The 21,262-nt window shown below is 38.1% G+C and carries 28 protein-coding genes; 22 read left to right on the top strand and 6 right to left on the bottom strand.

Features of this window, described 5'->3' with window-relative positions; translation table 11 throughout:
• The first annotated feature begins 253 nt into the window (after positions 1 to 253).
• From ACH6EI_RS14775 to rarD, 10 genes are all read left to right on the top strand, one after another.
• Positions 254 to 1,213 (top strand): ABC transporter substrate-binding protein, encoded by a 960-nt coding sequence (locus ACH6EI_RS14775; protein ID WP_028413644.1) that lies wholly within the window; start codon positions 254 to 256, stop codon positions 1,211 to 1,213.
• Positions 1,214 to 1,301: 88 nt separating this feature from the next.
• Positions 1,302 to 1,910 carry an adenosylcobinamide amidohydrolase gene (locus tag ACH6EI_RS14770; protein ID WP_028413643.1) on the top strand — a complete coding sequence of 203 codons (609 nt, stop codon included), beginning with the start codon at positions 1,302 to 1,304 and terminating at the stop codon, positions 1,908 to 1,910.
• 4 nt (positions 1,911 to 1,914) lie between these two features.
• Positions 1,915 to 2,901 carry an adenosylcobinamide-phosphate synthase CbiB gene (gene cbiB / locus ACH6EI_RS14765; RefSeq protein WP_028413642.1) on the top strand — a complete coding sequence of 329 codons (987 nt, stop codon included), beginning with the start codon at positions 1,915 to 1,917 and terminating at the stop codon, positions 2,899 to 2,901.
• Positions 2,876 to 3,955: a threonine-phosphate decarboxylase CobD gene (cobD, locus tag ACH6EI_RS14760; RefSeq protein WP_028413641.1), complete on the top strand. Its 1,080-nt coding sequence runs from the start codon at positions 2,876 to 2,878 to the stop codon at positions 3,953 to 3,955. The genes cbiB and cobD overlap by 26 nt, the downstream gene beginning before the upstream one ends.
• Positions 3,952 to 4,512 carry a bifunctional adenosylcobinamide kinase/adenosylcobinamide-phosphate guanylyltransferase gene (locus ACH6EI_RS14755; RefSeq protein WP_028413640.1) on the top strand — a complete coding sequence of 187 codons (561 nt, stop codon included), beginning with the start codon at positions 3,952 to 3,954 and terminating at the stop codon, positions 4,510 to 4,512. Before cobD ends, ACH6EI_RS14755 begins: the two co-directional genes overlap by 4 nt.
• Positions 4,509 to 5,282 (top strand): adenosylcobinamide-GDP ribazoletransferase, encoded by a 774-nt coding sequence (gene cobS, locus ACH6EI_RS14750; protein WP_028413639.1) that lies wholly within the window; start codon positions 4,509 to 4,511, stop codon positions 5,280 to 5,282. The genes ACH6EI_RS14755 and cobS overlap by 4 nt, the downstream gene beginning before the upstream one ends.
• Complete coding sequence (locus ACH6EI_RS14745) at positions 5,240 to 5,854, top strand: histidine phosphatase family protein (protein WP_028413638.1); 615 nt, start codon at positions 5,240 to 5,242, stop codon at positions 5,852 to 5,854. Before cobS ends, ACH6EI_RS14745 begins: the two co-directional genes overlap by 43 nt.
• The gene (locus ACH6EI_RS14740) at positions 5,806 to 6,231 is read left to right on the top strand and encodes a bifunctional adenosylcobinamide kinase/adenosylcobinamide-phosphate guanylyltransferase (protein WP_028413637.1); all 426 of its coding nucleotides are present in this window, start codon (positions 5,806 to 5,808) and stop codon (positions 6,229 to 6,231) included. The genes ACH6EI_RS14745 and ACH6EI_RS14740 overlap by 49 nt, the downstream gene beginning before the upstream one ends.
• A complete protein-coding gene (locus ACH6EI_RS14735) occupies positions 6,228 to 6,797 on the top strand; it encodes a cob(I)yrinic acid a,c-diamide adenosyltransferase (RefSeq protein WP_028413636.1) in 570 nt (189 codons plus the stop codon). The genes ACH6EI_RS14740 and ACH6EI_RS14735 overlap by 4 nt, the downstream gene beginning before the upstream one ends.
• Positions 6,798 to 6,941: 144 nt before the next feature.
• Positions 6,942 to 7,868, top strand: a complete 927-nt coding sequence (gene rarD, locus ACH6EI_RS14730) for an EamA family transporter RarD (protein ID WP_028413635.1) — start codon at positions 6,942 to 6,944, stop codon at positions 7,866 to 7,868.
• 91 nt (positions 7,869 to 7,959) lie between these two features.
• Here the strand turns inward: rarD and ACH6EI_RS14725 are convergent, their stop codons facing one another.
• Positions 7,960 to 8,286, bottom strand: coding sequence for a MerR family transcriptional regulator (locus tag ACH6EI_RS14725; RefSeq protein ID WP_013082852.1), 327 nt, complete (start codon positions 8,284 to 8,286; stop codon positions 7,960 to 7,962).
• Between the two features lie 294 nt (positions 8,287 to 8,580).
• Here ACH6EI_RS14725 and ACH6EI_RS14720 point away from each other — a divergent pair, with 294 nt between their 5' ends.
• Positions 8,581 to 8,739 (top strand): hypothetical protein, encoded by a 159-nt coding sequence (locus ACH6EI_RS14720; RefSeq protein WP_013056708.1) that lies wholly within the window; start codon positions 8,581 to 8,583, stop codon positions 8,737 to 8,739.
• A gap of 32 nt (positions 8,740 to 8,771) precedes the next feature.
• On the opposite strand, the gene ACH6EI_RS14715 is transcribed toward ACH6EI_RS14720, so the two are convergent.
• Positions 8,772 to 9,692 (bottom strand): CobW family GTP-binding protein, encoded by a 921-nt coding sequence (locus tag ACH6EI_RS14715; protein ID WP_014460454.1) that lies wholly within the window; start codon positions 9,690 to 9,692, stop codon positions 8,772 to 8,774.
• A gap of 251 nt (positions 9,693 to 9,943) precedes the next feature.
• On the opposite strand from ACH6EI_RS14715, the gene panE reads away from it, so the two are divergent.
• Positions 9,944 to 10,873: a 2-dehydropantoate 2-reductase gene (gene panE, locus ACH6EI_RS14710; protein ID WP_028413634.1), complete on the top strand. Its 930-nt coding sequence runs from the start codon at positions 9,944 to 9,946 to the stop codon at positions 10,871 to 10,873.
• On the top strand, positions 10,873 to 11,673 hold the full coding sequence (locus ACH6EI_RS14705) for a GIY-YIG nuclease family protein (RefSeq protein WP_028413633.1): 801 nt from the start codon (positions 10,873 to 10,875) through the stop codon (positions 11,671 to 11,673). Before panE ends, ACH6EI_RS14705 begins: the two co-directional genes overlap by 1 nt.
• A gap of 50 nt (positions 11,674 to 11,723) precedes the next feature.
• On the opposite strand, the gene ACH6EI_RS14700 is transcribed toward ACH6EI_RS14705, so the two are convergent.
• On the bottom strand, positions 11,724 to 12,035 hold the full coding sequence (locus ACH6EI_RS14700) for a hypothetical protein (RefSeq protein WP_016763842.1): 312 nt from the start codon (positions 12,033 to 12,035) through the stop codon (positions 11,724 to 11,726).
• A gap of 243 nt (positions 12,036 to 12,278) precedes the next feature.
• Here ACH6EI_RS14700 and ACH6EI_RS14695 point away from each other — a divergent pair, with 243 nt between their 5' ends.
• Genes ACH6EI_RS14695 through proC form a run of 4 tightly spaced genes read left to right on the top strand, consistent with a single transcriptional unit; the run spans position 12,279 to position 15,053 of the window.
• A complete protein-coding gene (locus ACH6EI_RS14695; protein WP_028413632.1) occupies positions 12,279 to 13,166 on the top strand; it encodes a 5'-3' exonuclease in 888 nt (295 codons plus the stop codon).
• 46 nt (positions 13,167 to 13,212) lie between these two features.
• Positions 13,213 to 13,560 (top strand): YojF family protein, encoded by a 348-nt coding sequence (locus ACH6EI_RS14690; RefSeq protein WP_013056714.1) that lies wholly within the window; start codon positions 13,213 to 13,215, stop codon positions 13,558 to 13,560.
• Between the two features lie 23 nt (positions 13,561 to 13,583).
• A complete protein-coding gene (gene bshB2 / locus ACH6EI_RS14685; protein ID WP_013056715.1) occupies positions 13,584 to 14,246 on the top strand; it encodes a bacillithiol biosynthesis deacetylase BshB2 in 663 nt (220 codons plus the stop codon).
• Between the two features lie 3 nt (positions 14,247 to 14,249).
• A complete protein-coding gene (gene proC, locus ACH6EI_RS14680) occupies positions 14,250 to 15,053 on the top strand; it encodes a pyrroline-5-carboxylate reductase (RefSeq protein ID WP_028413631.1) in 804 nt (267 codons plus the stop codon).
• A 159-nt stretch (positions 15,054 to 15,212) separates the two neighbouring features.
• Here proC and ACH6EI_RS14675 read toward each other — a convergent pair whose 3' ends face one another.
• Complete coding sequence (locus ACH6EI_RS14675; protein WP_028413630.1) at positions 15,213 to 15,611, bottom strand: thiol-disulfide oxidoreductase DCC family protein; 399 nt, start codon at positions 15,609 to 15,611, stop codon at positions 15,213 to 15,215.
• 149 nt (positions 15,612 to 15,760) lie between these two features.
• Here ACH6EI_RS14675 and ACH6EI_RS14670 point away from each other — a divergent pair, with 149 nt between their 5' ends.
• Positions 15,761 to 16,327 carry an RNA polymerase sigma factor gene (locus ACH6EI_RS14670; protein ID WP_028413629.1) on the top strand — a complete coding sequence of 189 codons (567 nt, stop codon included), beginning with the start codon at positions 15,761 to 15,763 and terminating at the stop codon, positions 16,325 to 16,327.
• A complete protein-coding gene (locus ACH6EI_RS14665; protein WP_028413628.1) occupies positions 16,324 to 17,085 on the top strand; it encodes an anti-sigma factor in 762 nt (253 codons plus the stop codon). The genes ACH6EI_RS14670 and ACH6EI_RS14665 overlap by 4 nt, the downstream gene beginning before the upstream one ends.
• 42 nt (positions 17,086 to 17,127) lie before the next feature.
• Here the strand turns inward: ACH6EI_RS14665 and ACH6EI_RS14660 are convergent, their stop codons facing one another.
• On the bottom strand, positions 17,128 to 17,562 hold the full coding sequence (locus ACH6EI_RS14660) for an Hsp20/alpha crystallin family protein (RefSeq protein WP_013082862.1): 435 nt from the start codon (positions 17,560 to 17,562) through the stop codon (positions 17,128 to 17,130).
• Between the two features lie 229 nt (positions 17,563 to 17,791).
• Between ACH6EI_RS14660 and ACH6EI_RS14655 the strand changes: the two genes are divergently transcribed.
• Together ACH6EI_RS14655 and ACH6EI_RS14650 are read left to right on the top strand one after the other, a co-directional pair.
• A complete protein-coding gene (locus tag ACH6EI_RS14655) occupies positions 17,792 to 18,172 on the top strand; it encodes a replication termination protein (RefSeq protein ID WP_013056721.1) in 381 nt (126 codons plus the stop codon).
• Between the two features lie 374 nt (positions 18,173 to 18,546).
• Positions 18,547 to 18,825, top strand: coding sequence for an AbrB/MazE/SpoVT family DNA-binding domain-containing protein (locus ACH6EI_RS14650; protein WP_025752053.1), 279 nt, complete (start codon positions 18,547 to 18,549; stop codon positions 18,823 to 18,825).
• Between the two features lie 86 nt (positions 18,826 to 18,911).
• On the opposite strand, the gene ACH6EI_RS14645 is transcribed toward ACH6EI_RS14650, so the two are convergent.
• The gene (locus ACH6EI_RS14645; protein ID WP_099330871.1) at positions 18,912 to 20,285 is read right to left on the bottom strand and encodes an MATE family efflux transporter; all 1,374 of its coding nucleotides are present in this window, start codon (positions 20,283 to 20,285) and stop codon (positions 18,912 to 18,914) included.
• Positions 20,286 to 20,504: 219 nt separating this feature from the next.
• Between ACH6EI_RS14645 and ACH6EI_RS14640 the strand changes: the two genes are divergently transcribed.
• Positions 20,505 to 21,257, top strand: coding sequence for an SDR family NAD(P)-dependent oxidoreductase (locus tag ACH6EI_RS14640; protein WP_099330872.1), 753 nt, complete (start codon positions 20,505 to 20,507; stop codon positions 21,255 to 21,257).
• Positions 21,258 to 21,262 lie beyond the last annotated feature (5 nt).

Genomic DNA, 21,262 nt, shown 5'->3' with positions numbered 1-21,262 from the left:
GAGGAAGGGTGAAGCAGGGTAATGAACATACATATCAAGTATAGTGAACGGATTCTTTTCCTGCTTATCTTGACGTTACCTGCTTTGCTTTCAATTGAAAGTAAAGCTTTTTTATTTTGAAGCTGCTGCCGAGCAGTATACATAGTCAAAGCGGAAAAAACGGGATAGCGCTGCTTTTTGCATGATCATTTGCTTTTTCTTTAACGTGGAGGTTTCGTATTCACAATGAACAATATATAGGGGGAGTATTTAGATGAAAAAATGGCTTTCGTATTCCATTATTGCGCTGTTAGTCATCGTACTTGCTGCATGCGGTGCAGGCAGCCAAAGCAACAGTGATAAAAAAACGAAGCAAGATACAGAACAAACGTCACAAGCTGCGTTTCCAGTGAAGGTAAAAGACGCGCGTGATAAAGAAATTACGTTGAAAAAACAGCCTAAGAAAATTGTTTCATTAATGCCAAGTAATACGGAGATTGTATATGCCCTTGGCCTTGAAAAAGAATTAGTCGGTGTCACAAGCAACGATGATTATCCTAAAAGCGTAAAGAAAAAAGCGCAGGTGGGAGATATGAACGTTAATGCAGAAAAAGTTATTGCTTTAAATCCTGATTTAGTGCTGGCACACGCTTCAAGTATGGGCGTTTCAGATGAAGTATTTAAACAAATTGAAAGTGCGGGTATTCCGGTATTTGTTGTAAAAGATTCAACAACGTTTGATACGGTTTATGATTCTATTACGCAAATTGGTAAATTAACGGGTAAAACAAAAGAAGCTAATCAAACAATTAAAGACATGAAAGAAAAAGTAGCTTCAATTGAGAAAAAAGCAAAAACGATTTCAAAAGAAGATCGTAAAAAAGTATGGATAGAGGTATCGGGAGCTCCTGAGATTTATACAACAGGAAAAGGTACGTTCATGAACGAAATGCTTACTATGATCGGTGCTGATAACGTAGCGGCTAGTGAAAAGGGTTGGGTTAAGTTTTCTGAAGAGCAAGTTGTTAAGTTAAACCCTGACGTTATTATCGCAACGTATGATGCAGACAAAAATGAGATTATGAAGCGTCCCGCTTGGAGCAGCATGACTGCTGTAAAAGAGGGGAATATTGAAAAGGTTGATCAAAACAAAATCAACCGCTTAGGACCTCGTATTGTAGATGGCTTAGAGGACTTAGCAAAAGCAGTATACCCTGAGGTGTACAATAAATAAAAAGAGGGACCATATTCCAGTTCGAATCGAAAAGGGGATTGGTCCCTTTTCACATCTTAAAATTGAAGAACGGCCTGAGCTTTTAATCATGAAAACCGAGACTTCTTATAAAACATACAGCTCAGGCGTTTTAGGAACAGGCATCACGGAAACGGACACCTTTTACAATCGATTTGTTCATAAAGACTATTATTCAGATACTCCTTCTTTAGAGTATGAGCAATATTTGATGAAAGAAAATGTGCGCCATGAGCAAATCGTAGGGTTGATGACAGCGGTTTGGTTAAAAGAAAGAGCGATTTACTGTTATGAAGGCTACGGAGTAAGAGTAGCTTCCGTGATAACGGCTGGAGTAGGAAACGCAGTGGATATTACAGCTGACGAAGCTGTCCCTTTCTATTCCTCTCCCGGTACAATTAATATGTTTTTTTTCGTGGAAGGCAGGCTTACGGATGCGGCGTTTTTACAGCTTTTTATTGCCGCTACAGAAGCCAAAACAAAAACGCTGTCACAGCTGGGTGTCATAGATCCAGCTACAAAGACGATTGCTACGGGAACATCTACGGACAGTATCTCAGTTGCAGCGTCTCAGCAAGGACCATTATATGAATATGCAGGCTCTATGACCGCTTTAGGTCAAGCGGTAGCCAAGCTGGTAAAAATAAGCTTAGAGCAGGCACTTAAGGAAAAGAGGTGAAGAAATGAGTATTGCACAAGCGATGATTGCACACCTGACAGCCATGACGATTGCTCTACTCATTGACCGAATCATAGGTGACCCAGAAAATTGGCCGCATCCCGTTCGCTGGTTTGGCAAGTGGATTTATTGGATGGATTCCAGATTAAATAAAGGCGCAGGAAAACGATTCAAAGGATTGCTTCTTGTGATAAGTATGGTGGTGCTCGCAGGAGTTATTCCTTTTTTATTCCTTCATGCTTTGTACGGAGTTCATTTTATACTAGGTGTTTTAGTAGAGGGCGTAATGATTGCGACTACTATATCCACTCGTTCCTTAAGCGAAGCTGCTTATAAGGTGCAAAAGCCGCTTCAGCTAGGAGATATGGAGAAAGCTAGATATGAAGTAAGCATGATTGTGGGACGAGATACGGACCGTTTATCAGAAGGAGAAATTGCCAGAGCGACGGTAGAGACCGTGGCTGAAAATACAAGTGATGGTATTACAGCTCCGCTTTTTTATGCATTTATAGGAGGGGGAGCCCTAGCCTTTTTTTACCGAGCTATTAACACATGCGATTCAATGGTTGGGTATAAAAATGACCGCTACTTTCTGTTCGGCTATTTTAGTGCAAAAACCGATGACGTATTAAACTATATTCCAAGTCGGTTAACTGCAGTGGTGATGACCGCTGTTAATGTAGCAAAAAGCCAATATTCTCTTTGGCATGTAACGAGTTTGATTAAGCGCGATGCTAAGAAGCATCCAAGTCCAAATAGCGGATACGGGGAAAGTGCAGTGGCTGCCCTTTTAGGTATTCAACTCGGCGGGCTTAATACATATAAAGGCATAGAATCTAATCGTGCAAAAATGGGCGAACCACTCATTCCCCTGCAACCCGGTCATATTGAACAAGCTGTTTTCATTATGAAAAGGACGGTCTATGCTACGTGGTTATTCTATCTTTTGTTAGGAGGAGTTATTAGTGCTATTACCTACACATGGAGCTAACCCCAATGTCTTTTTAAAAGCAATAGGGGCCGAGAATTTGTCGCATCTAAAAGACTTTAGCGTAAACACAAATCCTTTAGGGGCTCCCCTTGTTCTTCACGAAAAGTGGAACGAATTCAAGGAAGCTGCGTTTAGTTACCCTGATCCTGAAGTAACAGAACTAAAAAATAAACTTGCAGCTCATCATCATGTTTCCGCTGCCCAAGTGCTGCCCACAAATGGGGCCGCTGAAGCTTTTTTCCTTATTGCTTCTTTATTTTCAGGAGAGAAAGCGGGGATTGTACAGCCGACGTTTGTCGAATACGAACAGGCAAGTAAAGCGTATGGATGTGAAGTGACATACGTTCCTTTAGCTGAAGAAAATGGCTGGAGCTGGGATATAGAGTTGATTATGAGTATTCTTCCGGATATAAAAGTACTATGGATTTGTCACCCAAATAATCCAACGGGCGTTATGTATAGTCACGAGGAATGGATGAAAGTAGTAAAAGCTGCTGCTCATCATGGTACATACTTAATAATTGATGAAGCATTTATTGATTTTGTCGAACATCAGCCTTCATTTGATTCTCTTATTCTAAACTATGAACATCTCATTGTTGTGCGTTCGATGACAAAGATGTTTAATATTGCGGGGCTTCGCCTTGGCTATATTTTGGCAAATGAAAAAATTATTAGCAAGATGTCTAAAAAACAACCTCCTTGGAGTGTAAACGGATTGTCGCAGCAAGTAGGGATGATATGTGTAGATGAAAAAGATTTTGTGAAAAAAACCGTACATTATATTAAACAAGAACGAAAACGGATCTTGAGTCAACTAGAAGAATGGGGGCTTTTGGTTTCTCCGTCTCAAACAAACTATTATCTTTGCAGCGTTCCGTCTTCTATTAAAACGCGCGACTGGCTTATCTATTTAGCAAGCCGCGGTGTGGTAGCTCGGCATACTGAAAACTTCCCATTTTTAAATGGACGCTATATCCGTTTGGCTGTGAAAACGAAAGAAGAAAATGACTATTTACTTAACGTAATCAAACAAGGACTCGATGAAATATGATCATCTTTATTAGCGGAGGGGTTCGAAGCGGCAAATCACGTGCAGCGGAGAACATGGTTCAAACTTTTTGTACAAAGCGCGCTGTTTATATTGCCACAAGCCGGCAAACAGATAGTGAAATGCAAAAACGTATCCAGCTTCATCAAACAGAACGTCAAGCGGCGAACACGCCTTGGGCAACGATCGAGCAGTCTGTAGATTTACAACAAATTCTTCCAAACCTTCGAAGTGATGATACTATACTCTTGGATTGTGTCACAAACTGGCTTGCCAATGAGCTTTTTTTAACCGAAAAAAGGTGGCAAACAAAAGAAGGTAAACAAGAGGTTTTTCGTCAGATGATAGAAGCGCTCGATAAGCTGTTTGCGCAGTCTCAGACGGTCGTGCTAGTATCTAATGAACTGTTTGAAGCGGGCGTGTTAGAGGAGCCGACATATAGCTATATGCATATGTTAGGGAAATTACATCAGTATATTGTAGAAAAAGCAGATGTGGCTATTTGTGTAGAAGCGGGACTTTCCCGTTTTAAAAAAGGAAAGGAATGTGTAAGCAAATGAAAGAATGGATAGCCATACTACGAATCTCTCTTCAGTTTTTTACGATCTTACCACTGGCTAAAACCGTTCAATGGACTGAAAAAAGAACGGCACGCTCACTTTTTGTTCTGCCTTGGATTGGCATATTACTAGGTTTAATGTTTTATAGCTTTTTACAGCTGCTTCACTATTCACCTATCACTGCTATTGTTAGCAGTATTTTAGTTTTGCTTTTGCCGCTTGTTTTAACGGGTGGTCTTCATGTAGACGGGTGGATGGATGTAAGTGATGCGTATTTTTCCCATCAGTCAAAGGAAAAGAAACTGCAGATTTTAAGCGATCCGCACGTTGGGTCTTTTGCTATTCTTTCTCTTATTGTTCTGCTTCTGCTGCGCTTTAGTGCAATCTATGAATTAACGTCTCTTTCTTCTTTATCGGTTTGGGCATGTATAACCGTCTTTACACTTCCAAGAATCGGAGCCGCTTTCTTAGTTATGAGAGATAAGCCCGCTAAAGATACGGGGCTTGCTGCTTATTTTCAAAAAGGAGTCACCAAATGGTCTATTTATGCATTTATCGTCATGAGCCTATTCTTAGTTGCTATTTTCATTGTTTTTATAGACAATAAATTCATTATCTTTTTCTTTGCCGGTTTTTTATGGCTCTGGATACGGTTTTATCGTTCGCAGTTTGGTGGCGTAACAGGAGATGTTATAGGTGCAACCATTGAAGGAGGAGAAACGTTTTTATGGATAATTCTTTGGTTATCACATGTATTCGCCATGGCATGACGCTTGAAAATCAACAAAAAAAATATATAGGGTGGAGTGATCCGCCTTTAAGTATAGAAGGGAAAAATGAATTAAAAGAGCTTTCTCTAGAGCCGGAGCTCGTTATTTCCAGTGACTTAAAAAGAGCGCTAGAAACAAGTTCAATTGTTTTTCCTAAATCTCAGGTGATTAAAAGGGAAAGTTGGCGTGAGCTGCATTTTGGAGATTGGGAAGAGAAGACGTATGAAGATTTAAAAAACATACGGGCATATAGAAATTGGATCGATCACTGGGCAGAACATACGCCTCCGAATGGTGAAAGCTTCTCAGGGTTTTCAAACCGAGTTTGGGAAGCTTGGGAAGAAGCGGTCGATTTGGCGGCTAGTCAGCAATTGCGTCACATTGCTATTGTTTCACACGGCGGACCACTGCGTTTACTTGCGTCCCATTTTAAACAGACAGCGTCGCTTTGGGATGTTTCTTTTTCTTATGGAGAAGGTTTTTCAGTAACGTGCACATACAAACAGGCAAAGGAGAGAAGAGCATGCATTTCGTATTCGGCGGTGCATTTACCGGCAAAAGAAAATGGGTGAAGCAGCAGTATGCCAGTAAGTCGATAAAATGGCATTGTTTGTATGAAGACCCCGTTTTACCGGCCATTGAGTTTGAAGAAAGTTACATTGTGCTAGAAGGATTTGAGCACTATGTTAAGGAATTAATACATAGCGAGCTGGAGGCTCCGCATCTTGTTGTTAAAAAGGTCATACAGAAGTGGAGAGACAGCGGTGTATGGGAACAGTTAATAGTGATTGGAACTGAAGTCGGCAAAGGCATTGTTCCTTTAGATCCAATAGAGCGGCAGTGGAGAGATGAATGCGGGTATGCGTATCAGCATTTGGCGGCACATGCCCAGAAAGTAGATCACATTTGGTACGGAATTGCTAATCGATTGAAGGAGGAAATACAATGAACATTTACACAAAAACAGGGGACAAAGGGCAGACAAGCTTGATTGGAGGAAGAGTAAACAAAGATGATATTCGAGTGGAAGCATACGGGACGATTGATGAGCTAAATGGCTTTGTAGGTCAAGCGATTTATCAGCTGGATGAAGCAACATTAAAAGATGTAAAAGAAGAGCTAATTACGATTCAGCATGAGCTTTTTGACTGTGGAAGTGATTTAGCATTTGCAAAAGATGATCATCCGTACAAAGTAACGAATGACATGATAGCAGTACTTGAAAAGCGCATTGATGTCTATATGTCAGAAGCGCCGGCCATTGAGCGTTTTATTTTACCTGGAGGCACACCTGCAGCGACAACGCTTCATATTTGTCGGACGATTACACGCCGCGCAGAACGGCTTGTTGTTGGCGTGCAGCGTGAGCATAAAATTAATGTGGCGGTGCTTCAGTATTTAAATCGTTTATCCGATTATTTCTTTGCTGCGGCTCGAATCGCTAACGCGCGAGAAAATGTACAAGACGTAGAGTATATTCGCAGTGCCAAAGTATTTAAACAACCTAAAAAATAATGTATAAAAAACGGTCGAGCTAAAAGCGATCGTTTTTTTTTTTTTTTTTTTGAGCTATTTCGATAGGCAAAATAAAGCTATAAAAAAGAGGTAAATGCATCTATAATGATAAGAGACAGAGAGATAAAGAAAAGAGGTTGAGAAATGAATCAAGATTCTAAACGAGCAGGTATTGTTTATACAGCCAGCGCTTACGTTATGTGGGGGCTTTTTCCGCTTTACTGGAAGCTTCTTGGCGAGGTGAATGCGAATGAAATACTCGCTCACCGCGTTATATGGTCATTTATTTTTATGCTTTTACTTTTGCTTGTGACAAAGCAAATGAGTTCTTTAAAGAAGACGCTTGGTTTATTATTTCGTAATACGAAACAAGCGGTCATTTTATTTGTGGCTTCAGTGCTAATCAGCATCAACTGGTTCGTTTACATTTGGGCGGTTAACCATAATCATATTATTGAAACAAGTTTAGGTTACTACATCAATCCGCTCGTTAGTATTTTGCTTGGCATAGTCGTTTTAAAAGAGAAGCTTAATTTTTGGCAAGGTGCTTCTGTTGGATTGGCTGCTATAGGTGTTATCGTTATGACAGTTACATACGGACATATCCCATGGGTATCATTAAGCTTAGCGTTTAGCTTTGGTTTGTACGGTCTTGTAAAAAAGACTATTCAGTTAGAAGCAAAAGTAGGATTAACGATTGAAACGATGATGGTTGCACCTATTGCAGTTATTTATTTTATTTTTCTTTTAGTGAAAGGATCTTCAAGTTTTTCCCTTCAGTCGCTTGATGTGAGTGCTCTTTTAATTGGAGGCGGTGTTGCTACAGCTATGCCACTATTGTATTTCGCTAAAGGAGCCCCGCTTATTCCGCTATCGATGGTCGGTTTTTTGCAGTACATTGCTCCTACCATGACGCTTTTATTAGGGGTATTCGTGTATCACGAACCGTTTTCTAGCGTGGAAATGATTGCCTTTTTGTTCATTTGGGGCGGGTCGGTTATGTTCATTTTATCTAAAACTAAGTTCATGAGCTCTCATCAGCCGAAATTCTTTAAAGGGCGTTCAGCTTAACGGACAAAAAAGCGGATATCTTTAGATATGCGCTTTTTTGTCTGCTGTAAAGAAATAAAAACGGAGACGGAAAAGTCACCGTATGTATACTTTATAGCTTCCGCTTGAAATGAGCGTTCAACTGACCTTGAAGCATTTGGTTTTTTACTTCTTTCATTTTTCTCGCTTCATCTTTTTTAGCCAGTTCTGTGCGTATTTCACTCGTTTGAACTCCTTCTTCTATACGATCGGCAATATCCATTAATCGTTCGACGTCTGAAAACGAATATTTCCGGATACCCGTATTGGTTCGGTCCGGAAAGAGCAGGCTTCTTTTCTCATAGTAGCGAATTTGTCTTTCTGATAAACCGGTTAATTCTTTTACAATCCCAATAGACATGACTTTTTTATCTCGATATGACGCTTCATTCGTAGACAATCTCCCTCACCCCTGAGTACGTAGTAGTATGTTATTATAAAGGAAAAAAATACAAAAAATTATAACATGTAATACATTCTAACATATATATGTTATATTTTTGAATTACTATGTGAGAAAAAGTGACATAAATAATGAAATAGGGAAAAGAGTCCTATAAACTAATGATTAACTCGATCCCAAGTGGTTAACCATACAGGATAAAGCCTTGTGGTTAATCACTTGCTTTCAAAATGATGAATAGAAAATAAATGTGAGAATATACATAAATTCTAAAAGGGAAGGGCGTTTTACATGGCTGTGCAACAATTGAAAAAAGAAGAGATTATTGAGCTGGCAAAAGAAATTATTGAACTCGATTTGAAAAGAGATGAAAAATTTGAAGAATTGACAGAGTTAGCCGGAAATCGTGCATATGAAATTTTGCGCAGAGTACAAAATGCCTGTTTATAAGTAATAAAAAAATCCCGCCTAGAGCGGGATTTTTAATGAGATTGCTGTTCAAGATTAAATAATTCTTGTTTCATCTTAGCGTGATCGAGGTTTTCACCTATAAAGACAAGAGTGGTGGGCAGCTTCATCATTTCTTTCATATATAGAGGCATGCCGTATGAATATTGAAACGAATACGTATCATTCGAATGAGTGAAGCGCATGTAGCCTTTAATGCGATAAATGGTATCTGGCATTTGGCGCAGCCAATTTTCAAATAATTCAAGATCCACTTTTTTCGTAAACTCATATACAAATGTTTTCAAATGAAGATGATCTTCAACATGAGCCTTATGGTGCGGCTGTTTTTGAGACAGCTGAGCTTTTTGAATCACATCAAGCTTCACGCGGGAAAATGTCGTTAATAATGTCCTTGCACTAGCGTTAATGGATTGAATCTCAAAAAGAAGGGAAGACTTTTCTGACTCAGACAGCATGTCCGTTTTATTTAATAAAATTACATCCCCATGTTTTACTTGTTCTTGAAGAAGTTTTTGAAGTTGAATGCTTAAGGAACCACGTTCTTTCCATCTTGTCGCATCCAGTGTGGTGATAATACTTTTAATCGTAACTTGATGCGCAAAAAGAGGAGACATACAAGCATCTAATACTTCAATGGGATGGGCAACTCCCGTTGTTTCTATATAGATAGCATCCAATGTGTTCTCCTGTAAAAGTGAATGAAGCTGCGTTTCAAATTGACCTTGAATCGTACAGCACACGCAGCCATTTAGCAATTCTTTTAACGGCGTGTCTTCTTCTACTTCATTTGAGTCAATCGAAACTTGGCCAAGCTCATTCATCACAACAGCAATATTGCGATTACGATCTTTTTCTTGCTGAAGCAGCTGTTTAAGCAACGTTGTTTTTCCGCTTCCTAAAAATCCAGATAAAATGTAGATTTCTGTTTTCATTTCAGTCTCTCCTATGTAAATAACATTATTTAAATCGGAATTTTTCCGATTAAGGGTTGGTAAATCGTATATCCAAGAGGGGATAAATGTCTAAACGTAAATTTTTATGCTTTTTTGTATTCATTATAACAACTTTAAAAGCGCTATGGCTATCTTTTGTAGAAAACTCAAAATACAATGAAATAAGAATATTATAAAATTTCAAACTAGCTGTGCTACAATAAAAGAAAAAGAAAAGGGGAGCAAAAGTTATGCGAATATTAGTTTTAGGCGCAGGCGGCGTTGGCGGTTATTTTGGAGGCAGGCTTGTGGAAAAAGGAGAAGATGTTACTTTCCTTGTCAGAGAACGCAGAAAAAAAGAGCTGGAACAAAACGGACTTGTGATTAAAAGTGCACACGGTGACTTCACTTCACCTGTACAAGCTATTACAAAATCTGAGGTAAAAGGACCTTATGATGTTATTTTGTTCACAACGAAGGCTTATCATCTTACACAAGCAATTGAAGATGTCCGTCCTTTTGTAGGGAATCAGACCGTTGTAATACCTTTGTTAAACGGTATGGCTCATGTCGCTCCATTGCAGGAAGCTTTTGGGGAAGAGAAAGTCATTGGAGGGCTGTGCTTTATTGAAACTACTTTAAACCAAGATGGAGAGGTCGTCCAGACGAGTCCTGCTCACAGACTTGTATTTGGTGAATTTAAGCAGAAGGACACAGAACGATTACAACTGATTGAGCAAGCGTTCAGTGGTACAAAAGCTTCGTTTGTGAAAAGTTCATATATTGAACAGGATATGTGGCATAAGTATTTGTTTATTACGGTTATGTCAGGCATGACTACTCTTATGCGCGCACCTGTTGGACCAGTTTTAGCAGCAAAAGGCGGGCGTCAATTTGTGCAAGAACTTTTTAAAGAAGTGGAAAATATTATGATGGCCTACGATGCACCATTAGCCGAAGGAATCATTGAACAGCATATGAATACGATGGACAAAATGACGTATGACATGAAGTCATCGATGCAGCGCGACATGGAAAAAAGCTCTCAAATTGAAGGAGACCACCTTCAAGGATATTTGCTGAAGTTAGCTGAAAAATCGTCTATACACGTACCGCTTCTTCAAACTGTACATACGCATCTAAAAGTATATGAAGAAATGTTAAAAGGTTATCAAAAATAATGACAGCAAAAATTGATTTAGCAGTCATGCAAGTATTGCAAAAGCTGCTAAGTACAGCAGAAATGGGACAATTACCTTCCGCTCCTGGCATTTATTTTTTCTTTGATGAACCCGGCCGGCTTTTGTATATCGGAACCACGACGGGCTCTCTATCAGAAAGAGTAAGAGCTCACGTTGCAGGAAAAGGTGTTAGCAATACAAAAAAATTCCACAAAGAAATTCATGCGGTTGGATATATTGAAGTTCATGGATTAAAAAAAGAATTAGATATGTTGAGAACGATGCTTGTGAATGGTTATTTTCCAAAATACAATAAACAAGATGTAAAAAGAGAAAATGAATACGACATTTACACCGTTCACGGCAGAGTCCTCAGGGATACAGGAGTTAACAAGAAAAAAGTCTCTAAGCGAAAAACGGTGCTAAAGCCAACGTTAAAAGAGATAGAGATTCGTCAAGAAAACAGCGATATTACATATGCACGAGTCGCAAATATGAATGCTGAAGATCGAGTGAAAAAATTGTGGTCTTGTCAAGAAGCAGGAGCGCAGCTACATCTTCCGGAGTCGAAAGTGTTAGCAATAAGTGACCGGCTCTTAAAAGAACAGTATACATTTCAGCGAGATATGAAAAAGAATATGATGTTTACGATGCGGGATTTAGTTGTTATTCAAGTGTTGTTAAATTTAAATCCGACTCATGATTTGAAAAAGAGAGAAATAAAGGAAGCCATCAGTTTAGTGCGTAAATTTGGCATAGAAGAAGCTCTTCGCATCTCTGAAAAATTACTCAAAACGTAATAAAATCCATGATCATTGTGATCATGGATTTTATCATTTATCATTCGCGCTTAAGCTAATTCGTCAATAACTTTTGGTAGAGCCATAATGGAAATAACGCAAAGTGAACTGACAACTTGATGCATTTCAAAAATGGCAATGATGAATAACATCAGTGATATATATAATTGAAGGCCTTTTAATCCCCACGGCTTGCGATCGAAAAAAAAGTCGCTAAGTACAAATACAAAGAAAATGAGCGAACTGAACAAAATAATCATGGATGTAGACATGGAACGATCATAAGCAATGATAAATAACAAAGCGAGAAGCGACACAACAGATATAACTTTTAATGTTTTAATCATCGTGTTTTTATTCACTTTTTTCACCTTCATTTGTAGGATTGATCTTTCATCCTCATTTTATAGGATAGTCAAAAGTTCTAAAAGTCAAACGAATAAATCATAACAACAATTTAACATCTTTATACTACATTTACATTGAGAGAAAAAAATGGGCGGGTTTTGAGCTTTGTGCACTTCATTGACGCGTGCAAAGAACAAGTGCTATAGTATGTTTGCTCTAAAAGCTAAAGGAGCAAAGTTTTCAAAGGACGTGACTATGTGAACGAAACACTATTAGTAATTGATGGATTTAATTTATTAAGCCGCTGTTATTTTGCTACTTCTTATGGAAGAGATGAAGCAGCGTTGACAAGAAACAGTAAGGGCCAATTTACGAATGCCCTGAGAGTAACGATTCAAAAAATGCATGCATTGATTCACCAATATGAGCCAAGCCATATTTTCGTCGCTTGGGATGTTAAACGCGAGGATACAAAACGTAAAGATACATACGCTTTATATAAGCAAACAAGAGCAGAGCTGCCTGATCCGCTGATTCAGCAGTACGAAACGTTAAAGCAATTTTTTGATACAGTAGGCATTTATCAAATGTCATTGTCTTCTTATGAAGCAGATGATTTAATTGGAGCACTTGCAAGCAAGTGGAGTAAGGAAAAGCAAAGTCCAGGGTACATCTATAGCAACGACCGAGACTTGCTTCAGCTCCTAGATCAACATATTTCGCAAATTATTGCTAAAAAGCAGGTTGGCGATCTTGTTTATGGCTTTAAGCACTTTCAAGAAGAATATAATATTCATCCTCGTCAATGGGTGGACGTAAAAGCATTGCTTGGTGACAAATCTGATAATATTCCGGGCGTTCCAGGTGTAGGAGAAAAAGCCGCACTGCCTCTTATTCAACAATATGGCTCTATCCATGAAATTTATGCACAAATTGAACAATTAGATCCAGCTTTTAATCGTTACAAAAAAAAGCTAGCAGAAGGAAAAGAACTAGGTATGCTTAGCCGTGAACTCGCTGAGATTATTATAGACATTCAAGAAATCAGTATGTTGAATTGGGAAGAATTAACATTTATGTATGATTATGAACGATGGAATAAAGAAATTCAAAGTCTAGAACTAAACATTAGGATTCGCTCCTGATTTTTAGTACAATACAATTTATGAACATGAGAAAGGAGTAACAAGCGTGCAACCAATTCATAAAGAAACAGTTCAAAAAAAAATACAAACATTTTTAAATAAAGACGTATATGTACACCTTGAAACGACAAACGGTGCATATGCTTCACACGTAAATGAAAAAGTAATGACAGTTGGGGCTTTTATTCGCAATGGTAAAGTCACTATTTCAAACGGAAAGATAACTGGAGAAGGTCCTTATCGTGTAGGTCTTCAAATTGATTTAGGATGGATTTATGCAGAGGGATTAACAGATTGGGAAATTGATGAAGAAGGCAGACTTCTTTTAGCAGGGCATGACTTTGAAGGTCGTTTAGCAGTTGCCCTTCAATTAAGTGAACATCCGTTTTCATAACAGAAAAGAGAGGAGAATAGAACATGGAAGAAAGATTATTAATTGTATTTCCGCATCCTGACGATGAAGCATATGGAGCAGCAGGAATGATCACGCAAGCTAGACAAAAAGGAACGCCCGTTACATATGCTTGTGTTACGCTAGGTGAAATGGGACGAAACATGGGTAGACCGCTGTTTGCTAACCGTGAAACTCTACCTCAAATCCGAAAAAAAGAACTTTTAGATTTAGCAAACGTTTTAGACATTCAAGACTTGCGTATGCTAGGGCTTCGTGATAAAACGCTAGAATTTCTTGATATTGATGTTTTTGCAGATAAAATTGAAGAAATTATTAACGATGTAAAGCCGACTCACATTTTAACGCATTACCCTGGCTTTGCAGTACACCCTGATCATAATGCCACGGGAGCAGCTACGATCCAAGCGGTAAAACGTATGCCAAAAGAAAAGCGTCCGGTTGTTTGGTGTCATGCGTTTTCAAAAGATCGTATTGAACATATTGGAGAACCAGATGTTATTTTTGATGTAACAGCGATGAAAGATAAAAAAATTGAAGCGTTAAAAGCCCATCGTTCTCAAACAGAAGGAATGATGAACGCAATTGACTTCGATCGCTTATCTGACTATCCGCAAATGGAACGTCTATTAACAAGAGAAGAATTCTGGACATATAACTGGGAGTAACAGATGAAAAAACAGCGAATTTTATTTATTGGAGCAGGACGAATGGCTGAAGCCGTAGCGGCTGGCTTGGTTACGAGCAGCGCTGATAGTATTGAGGCAGTGGTGATGTCAAACAACGGAGATATCGGTCGGTTACAGCGAGTTGAAAAAACGTACGGCGTACAAACGACGCAAAATTGGCGCCAAGAAGTTGACAATTCGGATGTTATTATTTTAGCGATGCCTCCCGAGGCGCATCCTTCCGTTCTCAAGGAACTTTCGACTCATTTAAATCAGCAATTTGTTGTAACGTTAGCTGCAGGAATTGGTCCGAGTTATTTAGAAAACCACCTTCCTCAGGAAACGCCTGTCGCTTGGATTATGCCAAATACAGCTGCTATGATTGGGCAATCGATGTCCCTGTATACACTTGGAACTTCTGCAACAAAAGAGCATAAAGAAGTGCTTCAAATGATTTTAAAAGGAATTGGTGAAGCGCATGAGTGTTCAGAAAAAGAAGTACATGAGCTAACGGCTGTAACTGGCAGTGCACCTGCGTTTTTATATTATTTTGCAGAATCGTTAATTGATGCAACGACTGCTTACGGTGTGGACGAAAAAACAGCCAAAGATTTAGTTATTCAAATGATGTATGGCTCTGTACAAATGCTGCATGAAACCAAAGATCCTGCGTCTTTAAGAGAGCAAGTAACAACTCCAGGCGGCGCTACTGCCGAAGGATTAAAAGTGATGAAAGAACAAGACTTTTTCTTAACAATGAAGCAGGCAATTGAAGCAACGAATAAAAAAGCAATGGGTGGAAGCTAAAAAAGCTCATACAACCATATGTTAGATAAAAAATCCGAACTATAGTTCAGCATTCTTTCATTAGAATGTTGAATCAGTTCGGATTTTTTTATGAATAGACTTTCTTAACATAAAAATATGCCTCTTTGGAATCGTTTTTTCTCTATGTGCCGAGCTTTTTTAGTCATCGACAAATCGCTTTTTTGTATCAGAAGTTGGGAGCATGCAGTGCTGCTGTTTGCCAAACCACTTATATCGGTTGCGAGCGATCCAGTTGTATACGATATCTCGAATAGGCGCAGGAATGATAATAAGTGCATATAAAAATTTAACGGGTCCATCTAAGCGCTTGGCGATTTTTAAAGCAGCCGTTGATTTTATATATCTTTGTTTTCCATGGATATATACAATGCTGTCTAATTGCTCAGGAAGTAAGCCGTGAGAGGCGAGCTGCTGCTTTCCGAAATCTGATTGAAGAGAGGCGAAAGAAAACAAAGCTTGTTCATCATGTTTAATAATAAATTGAACACTGCTGTTACATAAATTACATATGCCATCAAAAAGAATCAAATGTTTCATTGGACAATTTCGCTCCTATTCCATAAAAAAAGTATAATTACTTGTCATTTTTGAAAAATAAAGGTACGTTTAAAAGATGTGAAAGTGATCCAAATGCAAAGGTAATTCGATTATATAATAAGGACTCATAAGAGTTAAAGGAGAAGGGTATGAAAGAGCAAAACGACGTTGTCTTATACAATAGAATAAAAGAACAAGACAAAAAAGCCCTTGAACTGCTGTATGACAAGTACGAGCGAATTCTTTATTCGTTTGTATACCGGTTAACAAATAGCTCTGATATTGCTGAAGAAGCTGTTCAAGAAGTATTTATTAAGCTGTGGAGAGGAAAGGGAGTTTACAGCGATGAAAAAGGGAAGTTTTCATCATGGCTGTTTACGATTACAAGAAACACCGCGATTGATATGGTGAGAAAAAGAAAAAACGATCCTATTTTCTCAGAAGAAATTTTTGATTTTATTGAAGATGATCATCCTCAGATTGACGAGCATCTTCAGTGGAAAGAAGAACAGCAGAGAGTACGGCACGCTGTATCAAAATTGTCTGAAGACCAAAAAAAGATTATTCAATCCGTTTATTTTAAGGGATTAACGCAGCAAAAAGTAGCAGAAGAGCAGCAAATCCCATTAGGAACAGTAAAGGGTAGGGTGCGATTAGCGTTGCGGAAATTAAAAACATATTTAGGTACCGATGCAGAAGGGAGAGCTGATTCATGAGTATGTGCGATAAACTAATTGATTACTATAATGATCAGTTGACTTCCCATGAGAAAAAAGAGTTTGAAATGCACTTGAAAAACTGTCAAAGCTGTCAGGATGAACTAAAAGAACTGGAGGAAGTTCTTGGAGATCTAACGTATTTGACACCAGAGCAATCTCCTCCTCCAGAAATGAAACAGCGAATACTTGCAAATGTATTCGAAGAAGATCAAGGTGAGACAAAGAGAGAATCAATAGCTTTAAAAAATGAAAAACAATATGCTGCGTCTAAGAAATCAAATAAAAAATCCGTCATTATTGGATTAGCTGCGGCACTTATTTTATCCCTTGTAGGAAACAGCTACTTTCTGTTGAAAGATGGAGACAAAGGCAAACAAGAACCAAATGTTTCGGTTGCTCCTCAAAATGAACCTCTTACATCTGAGAAAACGATGAAGCTGCAGGCAGAGCCGAATGTTTCTGGTGAAGCAACAGCATCTCTGACGAAAAAAGGTGGAAATTTAAATGTGGTCATTCAAGCGAATAACTTGAAAAATGTAAAAGGGAATGAAGTCTATCAGGTATGGCTCATAAAAGGTGATAAGCCTCACCCGGCAGGTGCTTTTGTAACAGATAAAAATGGAAATGGGACAGTGGTCTATACGATGAGCCAAAAAGAACAGAGTGAAAAGTGGGATGTTATGGCCATTACTTTAGAACCGAACGCGAATAATAAGACGCCAAAAGGAAACGTTGTGTTAAGTTCAGCGCTCTAACAAAAACCCTTCTGCTAGCAGAAGGGTTTTTGTTACGTGCAGTTAATCATCTTCAAACTGTATAGCAATGGTTTGATCATTTTCTATCTTATTCAGTCGAATTTCCAATAAACCATTTTTGTACTTAGCGCGAACTGGTTCGTCCGTGTAGTGAAAAGGAAGTTTGACCGTGCGAGAAAATACGCCTGTATGGCGTTCGTTCAGTTTTAGCTTTTGTTTAGATGCTTCATAAGCATAAGGAACGTTCCCTTCAACGGTTAATATATTTGCGTCCAACTTAATTTGAATGTCGTTAGTGGAATGTAGTCCAGGAACTTCAACGACGATAATGCCTTCTTTATCGGTTTCATATAAATCGACGTTTGGAAATCGCTTTGGCAAGATGTGATTTAAATCGCTCCAAAAGTGATTTCCAAGCATATCTTCTACCTTATGCTGAATTGAACCCCAATCAATCTCTTCATATTTTTTACTCAAAGGAACCCCTCCTTATATTCACGTAAATTCCTTCTATATATATGAAAAAAAGAAAATTCAATGCCTGCTTACAAAGAATGAGAAAAATGCGTAAATAAGTGAAAAAATGTGAGGAAAAAAAGAGATTTTGAATGAAAAAGAAGGATTATGTAGAATAAAAAAAGTATAATTACGTATAGAGCTTTCTATTATTCTAAATGAAAGCAAGTATGTGAAGGGGGAAGTTGAGATGAGAGAAAAGCGTACATCCAGTGGTTTTCTATTAAAACAACGTGCTTTCTTAAAATTATATATGATTACAATGACGGAGCAAGAGCGTCTGTATGGCCTTCGGTTATTAGATGTGTTGAGAGATGAATTTCGACCTTTTGGATTCAAACCTAATCATTCTGAGGTATACAAAGCTCTTCATGACTTGATTGAAGACGGTGTCCTCAAACAGGTGAAGCGTAAAAAAGAAGGAATGAAGCTTCAAGAAGTGGTTTATTATACATTTACAAATGAGGGAGAAGAGAAAGCTAAATTATATAAAAAACAATTAAAAGTAGAGCTGGAGCGGTGTGAAGCTATGATTCAAAAAGCTATTCGTGACAACTTCGGGTCCAAATGAACGTGTCTTTAGTTAGAAAAGACACGTTTTTTCTATAGCTGATTTTGTCGTCTTATGTCGGAATAAAAGTTATAAAATGGGTACAAAGTAGTGTAAAAGATGGATATATAGTTATATTATGGATAAAATACACACTTTTAACATATATGGATGAATTCGATTTTAAAGATTATGCACTATTCATAAATAGTGTACGAATTGATATGATACAAAGTGTATATAAATCTATTTAATACGTTATTTGCCATATTTTAAGAACTTATAAACCGTTATCAGACCATCATTCAAGCATTTTGGTTTTAGCAACTCTGACGAATTTGACTAGATTTGTATCGAGAAGATATTATTTGTTTACTATGAAAGGAATGGATTTTATGAAGTCTACAGGAATTGTAAGAAAAGTAGATGAATTGGGTCGCGTAGTAATTCCTATTGAATTGCGCCGTATTTTAAATATCAACACAGGTGATCCAGTAGAAATATATGTTGATGAAGATATTATTATTTTACAAAAGTATAGCCCGTATGGTGCTTGCTTAGTAACTGGGGAAATTACGCGTGAAAACTTAACCTTTGGTAATGGAAACGTTGTGTTAAGTAAAAAAGGTGCGGAACAACTTTTACAAGAGTTAGAGCGTACCTTAAATAAATAAGAAGTTTTAGGTCTTAGTATAAGGAAGAATATCCATCCATCTTTGAACCAAAAAAGAACGTTCTTTTGAGAACGTTCTTTTTTGGTTTAAGCCGTTCGAGAAGATTTATCCTCCTCTAGCAGCTGCTTTTTTTGTATTTTTATCAAACGATACGCAAGTCCTGTTGCTCCTGCAGCGAGCCCAGCAATTAGTCCAACCCAATAGCCAAACGCCTGCAAATCGGTGTATTTTGCTAACACAATGCCTAAAGGTAGACCAATTACCCAATAAGATACCAAGGACATTAAAAAGGTTACATTTACATCCTTATATCCTCGCAGCGCACCTTGAATAGGAGCTTGAAGAGCATCAGAAAGCTGAAAGAAAATTGCATAAATCAAAAAGTGAGAAGTTAATGCCAGTACCTCTGCATCTTTTGTATATAAAGATGCTACGGATTCTCGAAGAGTAAATAAAAGACCTGCGCAAACAAAAGCCATGCCAACAGCAATTGTTATACCAATTCTGCTATAGCTTCGTGCATCCTGATTCCGTTTAGCACCCGCTTCAAATCCTACAACGATTGTTAAAGCCATCGAAATACTCAGTGGAATCATATAGAGAAATGAGGCGAAATTAATAGCTGCTTGGTGAGAAGCGATTGTAATGGTATTATATGAGCTCATAAACAGCGTGACAGCTGAAAAAATACTTGTTTCGAAAAATACGGAAAAACCGATAGGTAAACCAATTTTTAATATTTCTTTCCAGGTAGAAAATGAGATACGGTGAAATTTTTTAAATAAACCGAAGCTAGAAAAAGGCTCTTTTTTATGAATAATTAAAATCGATATGACAAGTATGCACCAATATGTGATGGCCGTTGCATAACCAGAGCCTACTCCACCCAAGTGAGGGAAGCCCAGCTTACCGAAGATTAATACATAGTTTAAAGCCACATTAATCGGAAGCCCTAAAATGGTGACCAGCATAGACGTACGAGTTTGCCCTAAAGCATCAATAAAGTTTCGTAAAACCGTATAAATAAAAAGCGGAATAATACCAAAAGATAAAGCGATTAAATACTGTTTGGCAATGCGCATCACGTTTGCTTCTAAATTCATTCCTTTTAAGATAGGACTAACAACAAAAAAGCCGATTAAAATGATAACAGCGGCCATTAAAATGGAGACATAAAGCCCTTGAATGACAGAGAACGGAACTTTTTTCTTTTGATTAGCTCCCACCAGCTGTGCAACAATTGGCGTAATAGACATTAAAATTCCGCTTAGCCCTGTAAAAACAGGCACCCATAAGCTCGAACCAATTGCTACCCCTGCCAAGTCATCTGCACTAACTCTTCCTGACATCATCGTATCAAAAAAAGTCATTGAAAACATTCCAAACTGGGTGACCAATATCGGAAATAAAATAAAAACGAACTGCTTAACTTTTTGAGACGTTGAAAACGTTTGTTGCATTAAAAAACCCCCAATTTGAAAACATTTACACCAAAAAGCATTATATCACGCAAAGGCTTGTTTTTGCTAAGAGTTCTGATAATAAATTCAAAGAATGTATCCATAAAGAACACACTTTGAAAGGAAGTAAAAGGTAAAGTAGTATATGATTTTAATTTTGAGACGCGGTGGGATATGATAGAAAGTATAGTAGTTATCATTTAACGTGGAGGGATACGTGTGGATTTACAGTTGCAAAGCAAAAATGTACTCATTACCGGTGGATCAAAAGGGATTGGGAAAGCTATAGCTGCTTTGTTTATTCAAGAAGGAGCAAACGTTGGAATTGCTGCAAGAGGAGAGGAAGCATTACAGCATGCACAGTCAGAATTAGAAAACGTACGTACATATACAGCAGATCTAACAAACGAAGCGGATAGAGTTGCGTTAATTAAGAAATTCATTAACGACTTTGGGAGTATTGATATTTTAATTAATAACGCTGGAGGAAGTAATGGAAGCACGGCAATGGAAACAGATTTATCTCTTTTTCAGGAAGCGATGGAGCTAAACTACTTTTCAGCTGTCCACTTGAGTAAATTAGCAGCGGCACATATGACAAAAGGTGGGTCCATCATTAACGTTACCTCTATTTTTGGGAGAGAAAGTGGAGGGAAAGTCACGTACAATAACGCAAAAGCAGCGCTTATCAGCTTTACAAAGTCGTTTGCAGATGAAATGATTTCTAAAGGAATTCGTGTAAATGGAGTAGCGCCTGGAAGCATCTTGCATGAAACGGGTAATTGGAAAAAAAGAATGGATGAAAATCCGGAAAAGATTAAGCAGTTTGTTGAAAATGAAATACCAGCAGGGCGCTTTGGAGAGCCAGAAGAAGTGGCAAACGCCGTTGTTTTTTTAGCATCTTCTCAAGCTTCATGGATAGTAGGTGCGACATTAAACGTAGACGGTGGACAGTCAAAAATGAACTTTTAAAAAAA

The organism is Priestia sp. JSM ZJ58 (assembly GCF_044383985.1).
In the GTDB taxonomy this organism is placed as follows: Bacteria; Bacillota; Bacilli; order Bacillales; family Bacillaceae_H; genus Priestia; species Priestia zanthoxyli.
The sequence above is the reverse complement of the archived record's forward strand: the minus strand, read 5'-3'. Positions and strand labels throughout refer to the sequence as shown.

Bases quoted from the DNA above. Each gene is read 5' to 3' on its own strand.
- ACH6EI_RS14775 (WP_028413644.1), top strand. From the start codon at position 254: ATGAAAAAATGGCTTTCGTATTCCATTATTGCGCTGTTAGTCATCGTA.
- ACH6EI_RS14770 (WP_028413643.1), top strand. From the start codon at position 1,302: ATGAAAACCGAGACTTCTTATAAAACATACAGCTCAGGCGTTTTAGGA.
- cbiB (WP_028413642.1), top strand. From the start codon at position 1,915: ATGAGTATTGCACAAGCGATGATTGCACACCTGACAGCCATGACGATT.
- ACH6EI_RS14755 (WP_028413640.1), top strand. From the start codon at position 3,952: ATGATCATCTTTATTAGCGGAGGGGTTCGAAGCGGCAAATCACGTGCA.
- cobS (WP_028413639.1), top strand. From the start codon at position 4,509: ATGAAAGAATGGATAGCCATACTACGAATCTCTCTTCAGTTTTTTACG.
- ACH6EI_RS14745 (WP_028413638.1), top strand. From the start codon at position 5,240: ATGGATAATTCTTTGGTTATCACATGTATTCGCCATGGCATGACGCTT.
- ACH6EI_RS14740 (WP_028413637.1), top strand. From the start codon at position 5,806: ATGCATTTCGTATTCGGCGGTGCATTTACCGGCAAAAGAAAATGGGTG.
- ACH6EI_RS14735 (WP_028413636.1), top strand. From the start codon at position 6,228: ATGAACATTTACACAAAAACAGGGGACAAAGGGCAGACAAGCTTGATT.
- rarD (WP_028413635.1), top strand. From the start codon at position 6,942: ATGAATCAAGATTCTAAACGAGCAGGTATTGTTTATACAGCCAGCGCT.
- ACH6EI_RS14720 (WP_013056708.1), top strand. From the start codon at position 8,581: ATGGCTGTGCAACAATTGAAAAAAGAAGAGATTATTGAGCTGGCAAAA.
- ACH6EI_RS14715 (WP_014460454.1), bottom strand. From the start codon at position 9,692: ATGAAAACAGAAATCTACATTTTATCTGGATTTTTAGGAAGCGGAAAA.
- panE (WP_028413634.1), top strand. From the start codon at position 9,944: ATGCGAATATTAGTTTTAGGCGCAGGCGGCGTTGGCGGTTATTTTGGA.
- ACH6EI_RS14705 (WP_028413633.1), top strand. From the start codon at position 10,873: ATGACAGCAAAAATTGATTTAGCAGTCATGCAAGTATTGCAAAAGCTG.
- bshB2 (WP_013056715.1), top strand. From the start codon at position 13,584: ATGGAAGAAAGATTATTAATTGTATTTCCGCATCCTGACGATGAAGCA.
- proC (WP_028413631.1), top strand. From the start codon at position 14,250: ATGAAAAAACAGCGAATTTTATTTATTGGAGCAGGACGAATGGCTGAA.
- ACH6EI_RS14675 (WP_028413630.1), bottom strand. From the start codon at position 15,611: ATGAAACATTTGATTCTTTTTGATGGCATATGTAATTTATGTAACAGC.
- ACH6EI_RS14670 (WP_028413629.1), top strand. From the start codon at position 15,761: ATGAAAGAGCAAAACGACGTTGTCTTATACAATAGAATAAAAGAACAA.
- ACH6EI_RS14665 (WP_028413628.1), top strand. From the start codon at position 16,324: ATGAGTATGTGCGATAAACTAATTGATTACTATAATGATCAGTTGACT.
- ACH6EI_RS14655 (WP_013056721.1), top strand. From the start codon at position 17,792: ATGAGAGAAAAGCGTACATCCAGTGGTTTTCTATTAAAACAACGTGCT.
- ACH6EI_RS14650 (WP_025752053.1), top strand. From the start codon at position 18,547: ATGAAGTCTACAGGAATTGTAAGAAAAGTAGATGAATTGGGTCGCGTA.
- ACH6EI_RS14645 (WP_099330871.1), bottom strand. From the start codon at position 20,285: ATGCAACAAACGTTTTCAACGTCTCAAAAAGTTAAGCAGTTCGTTTTT.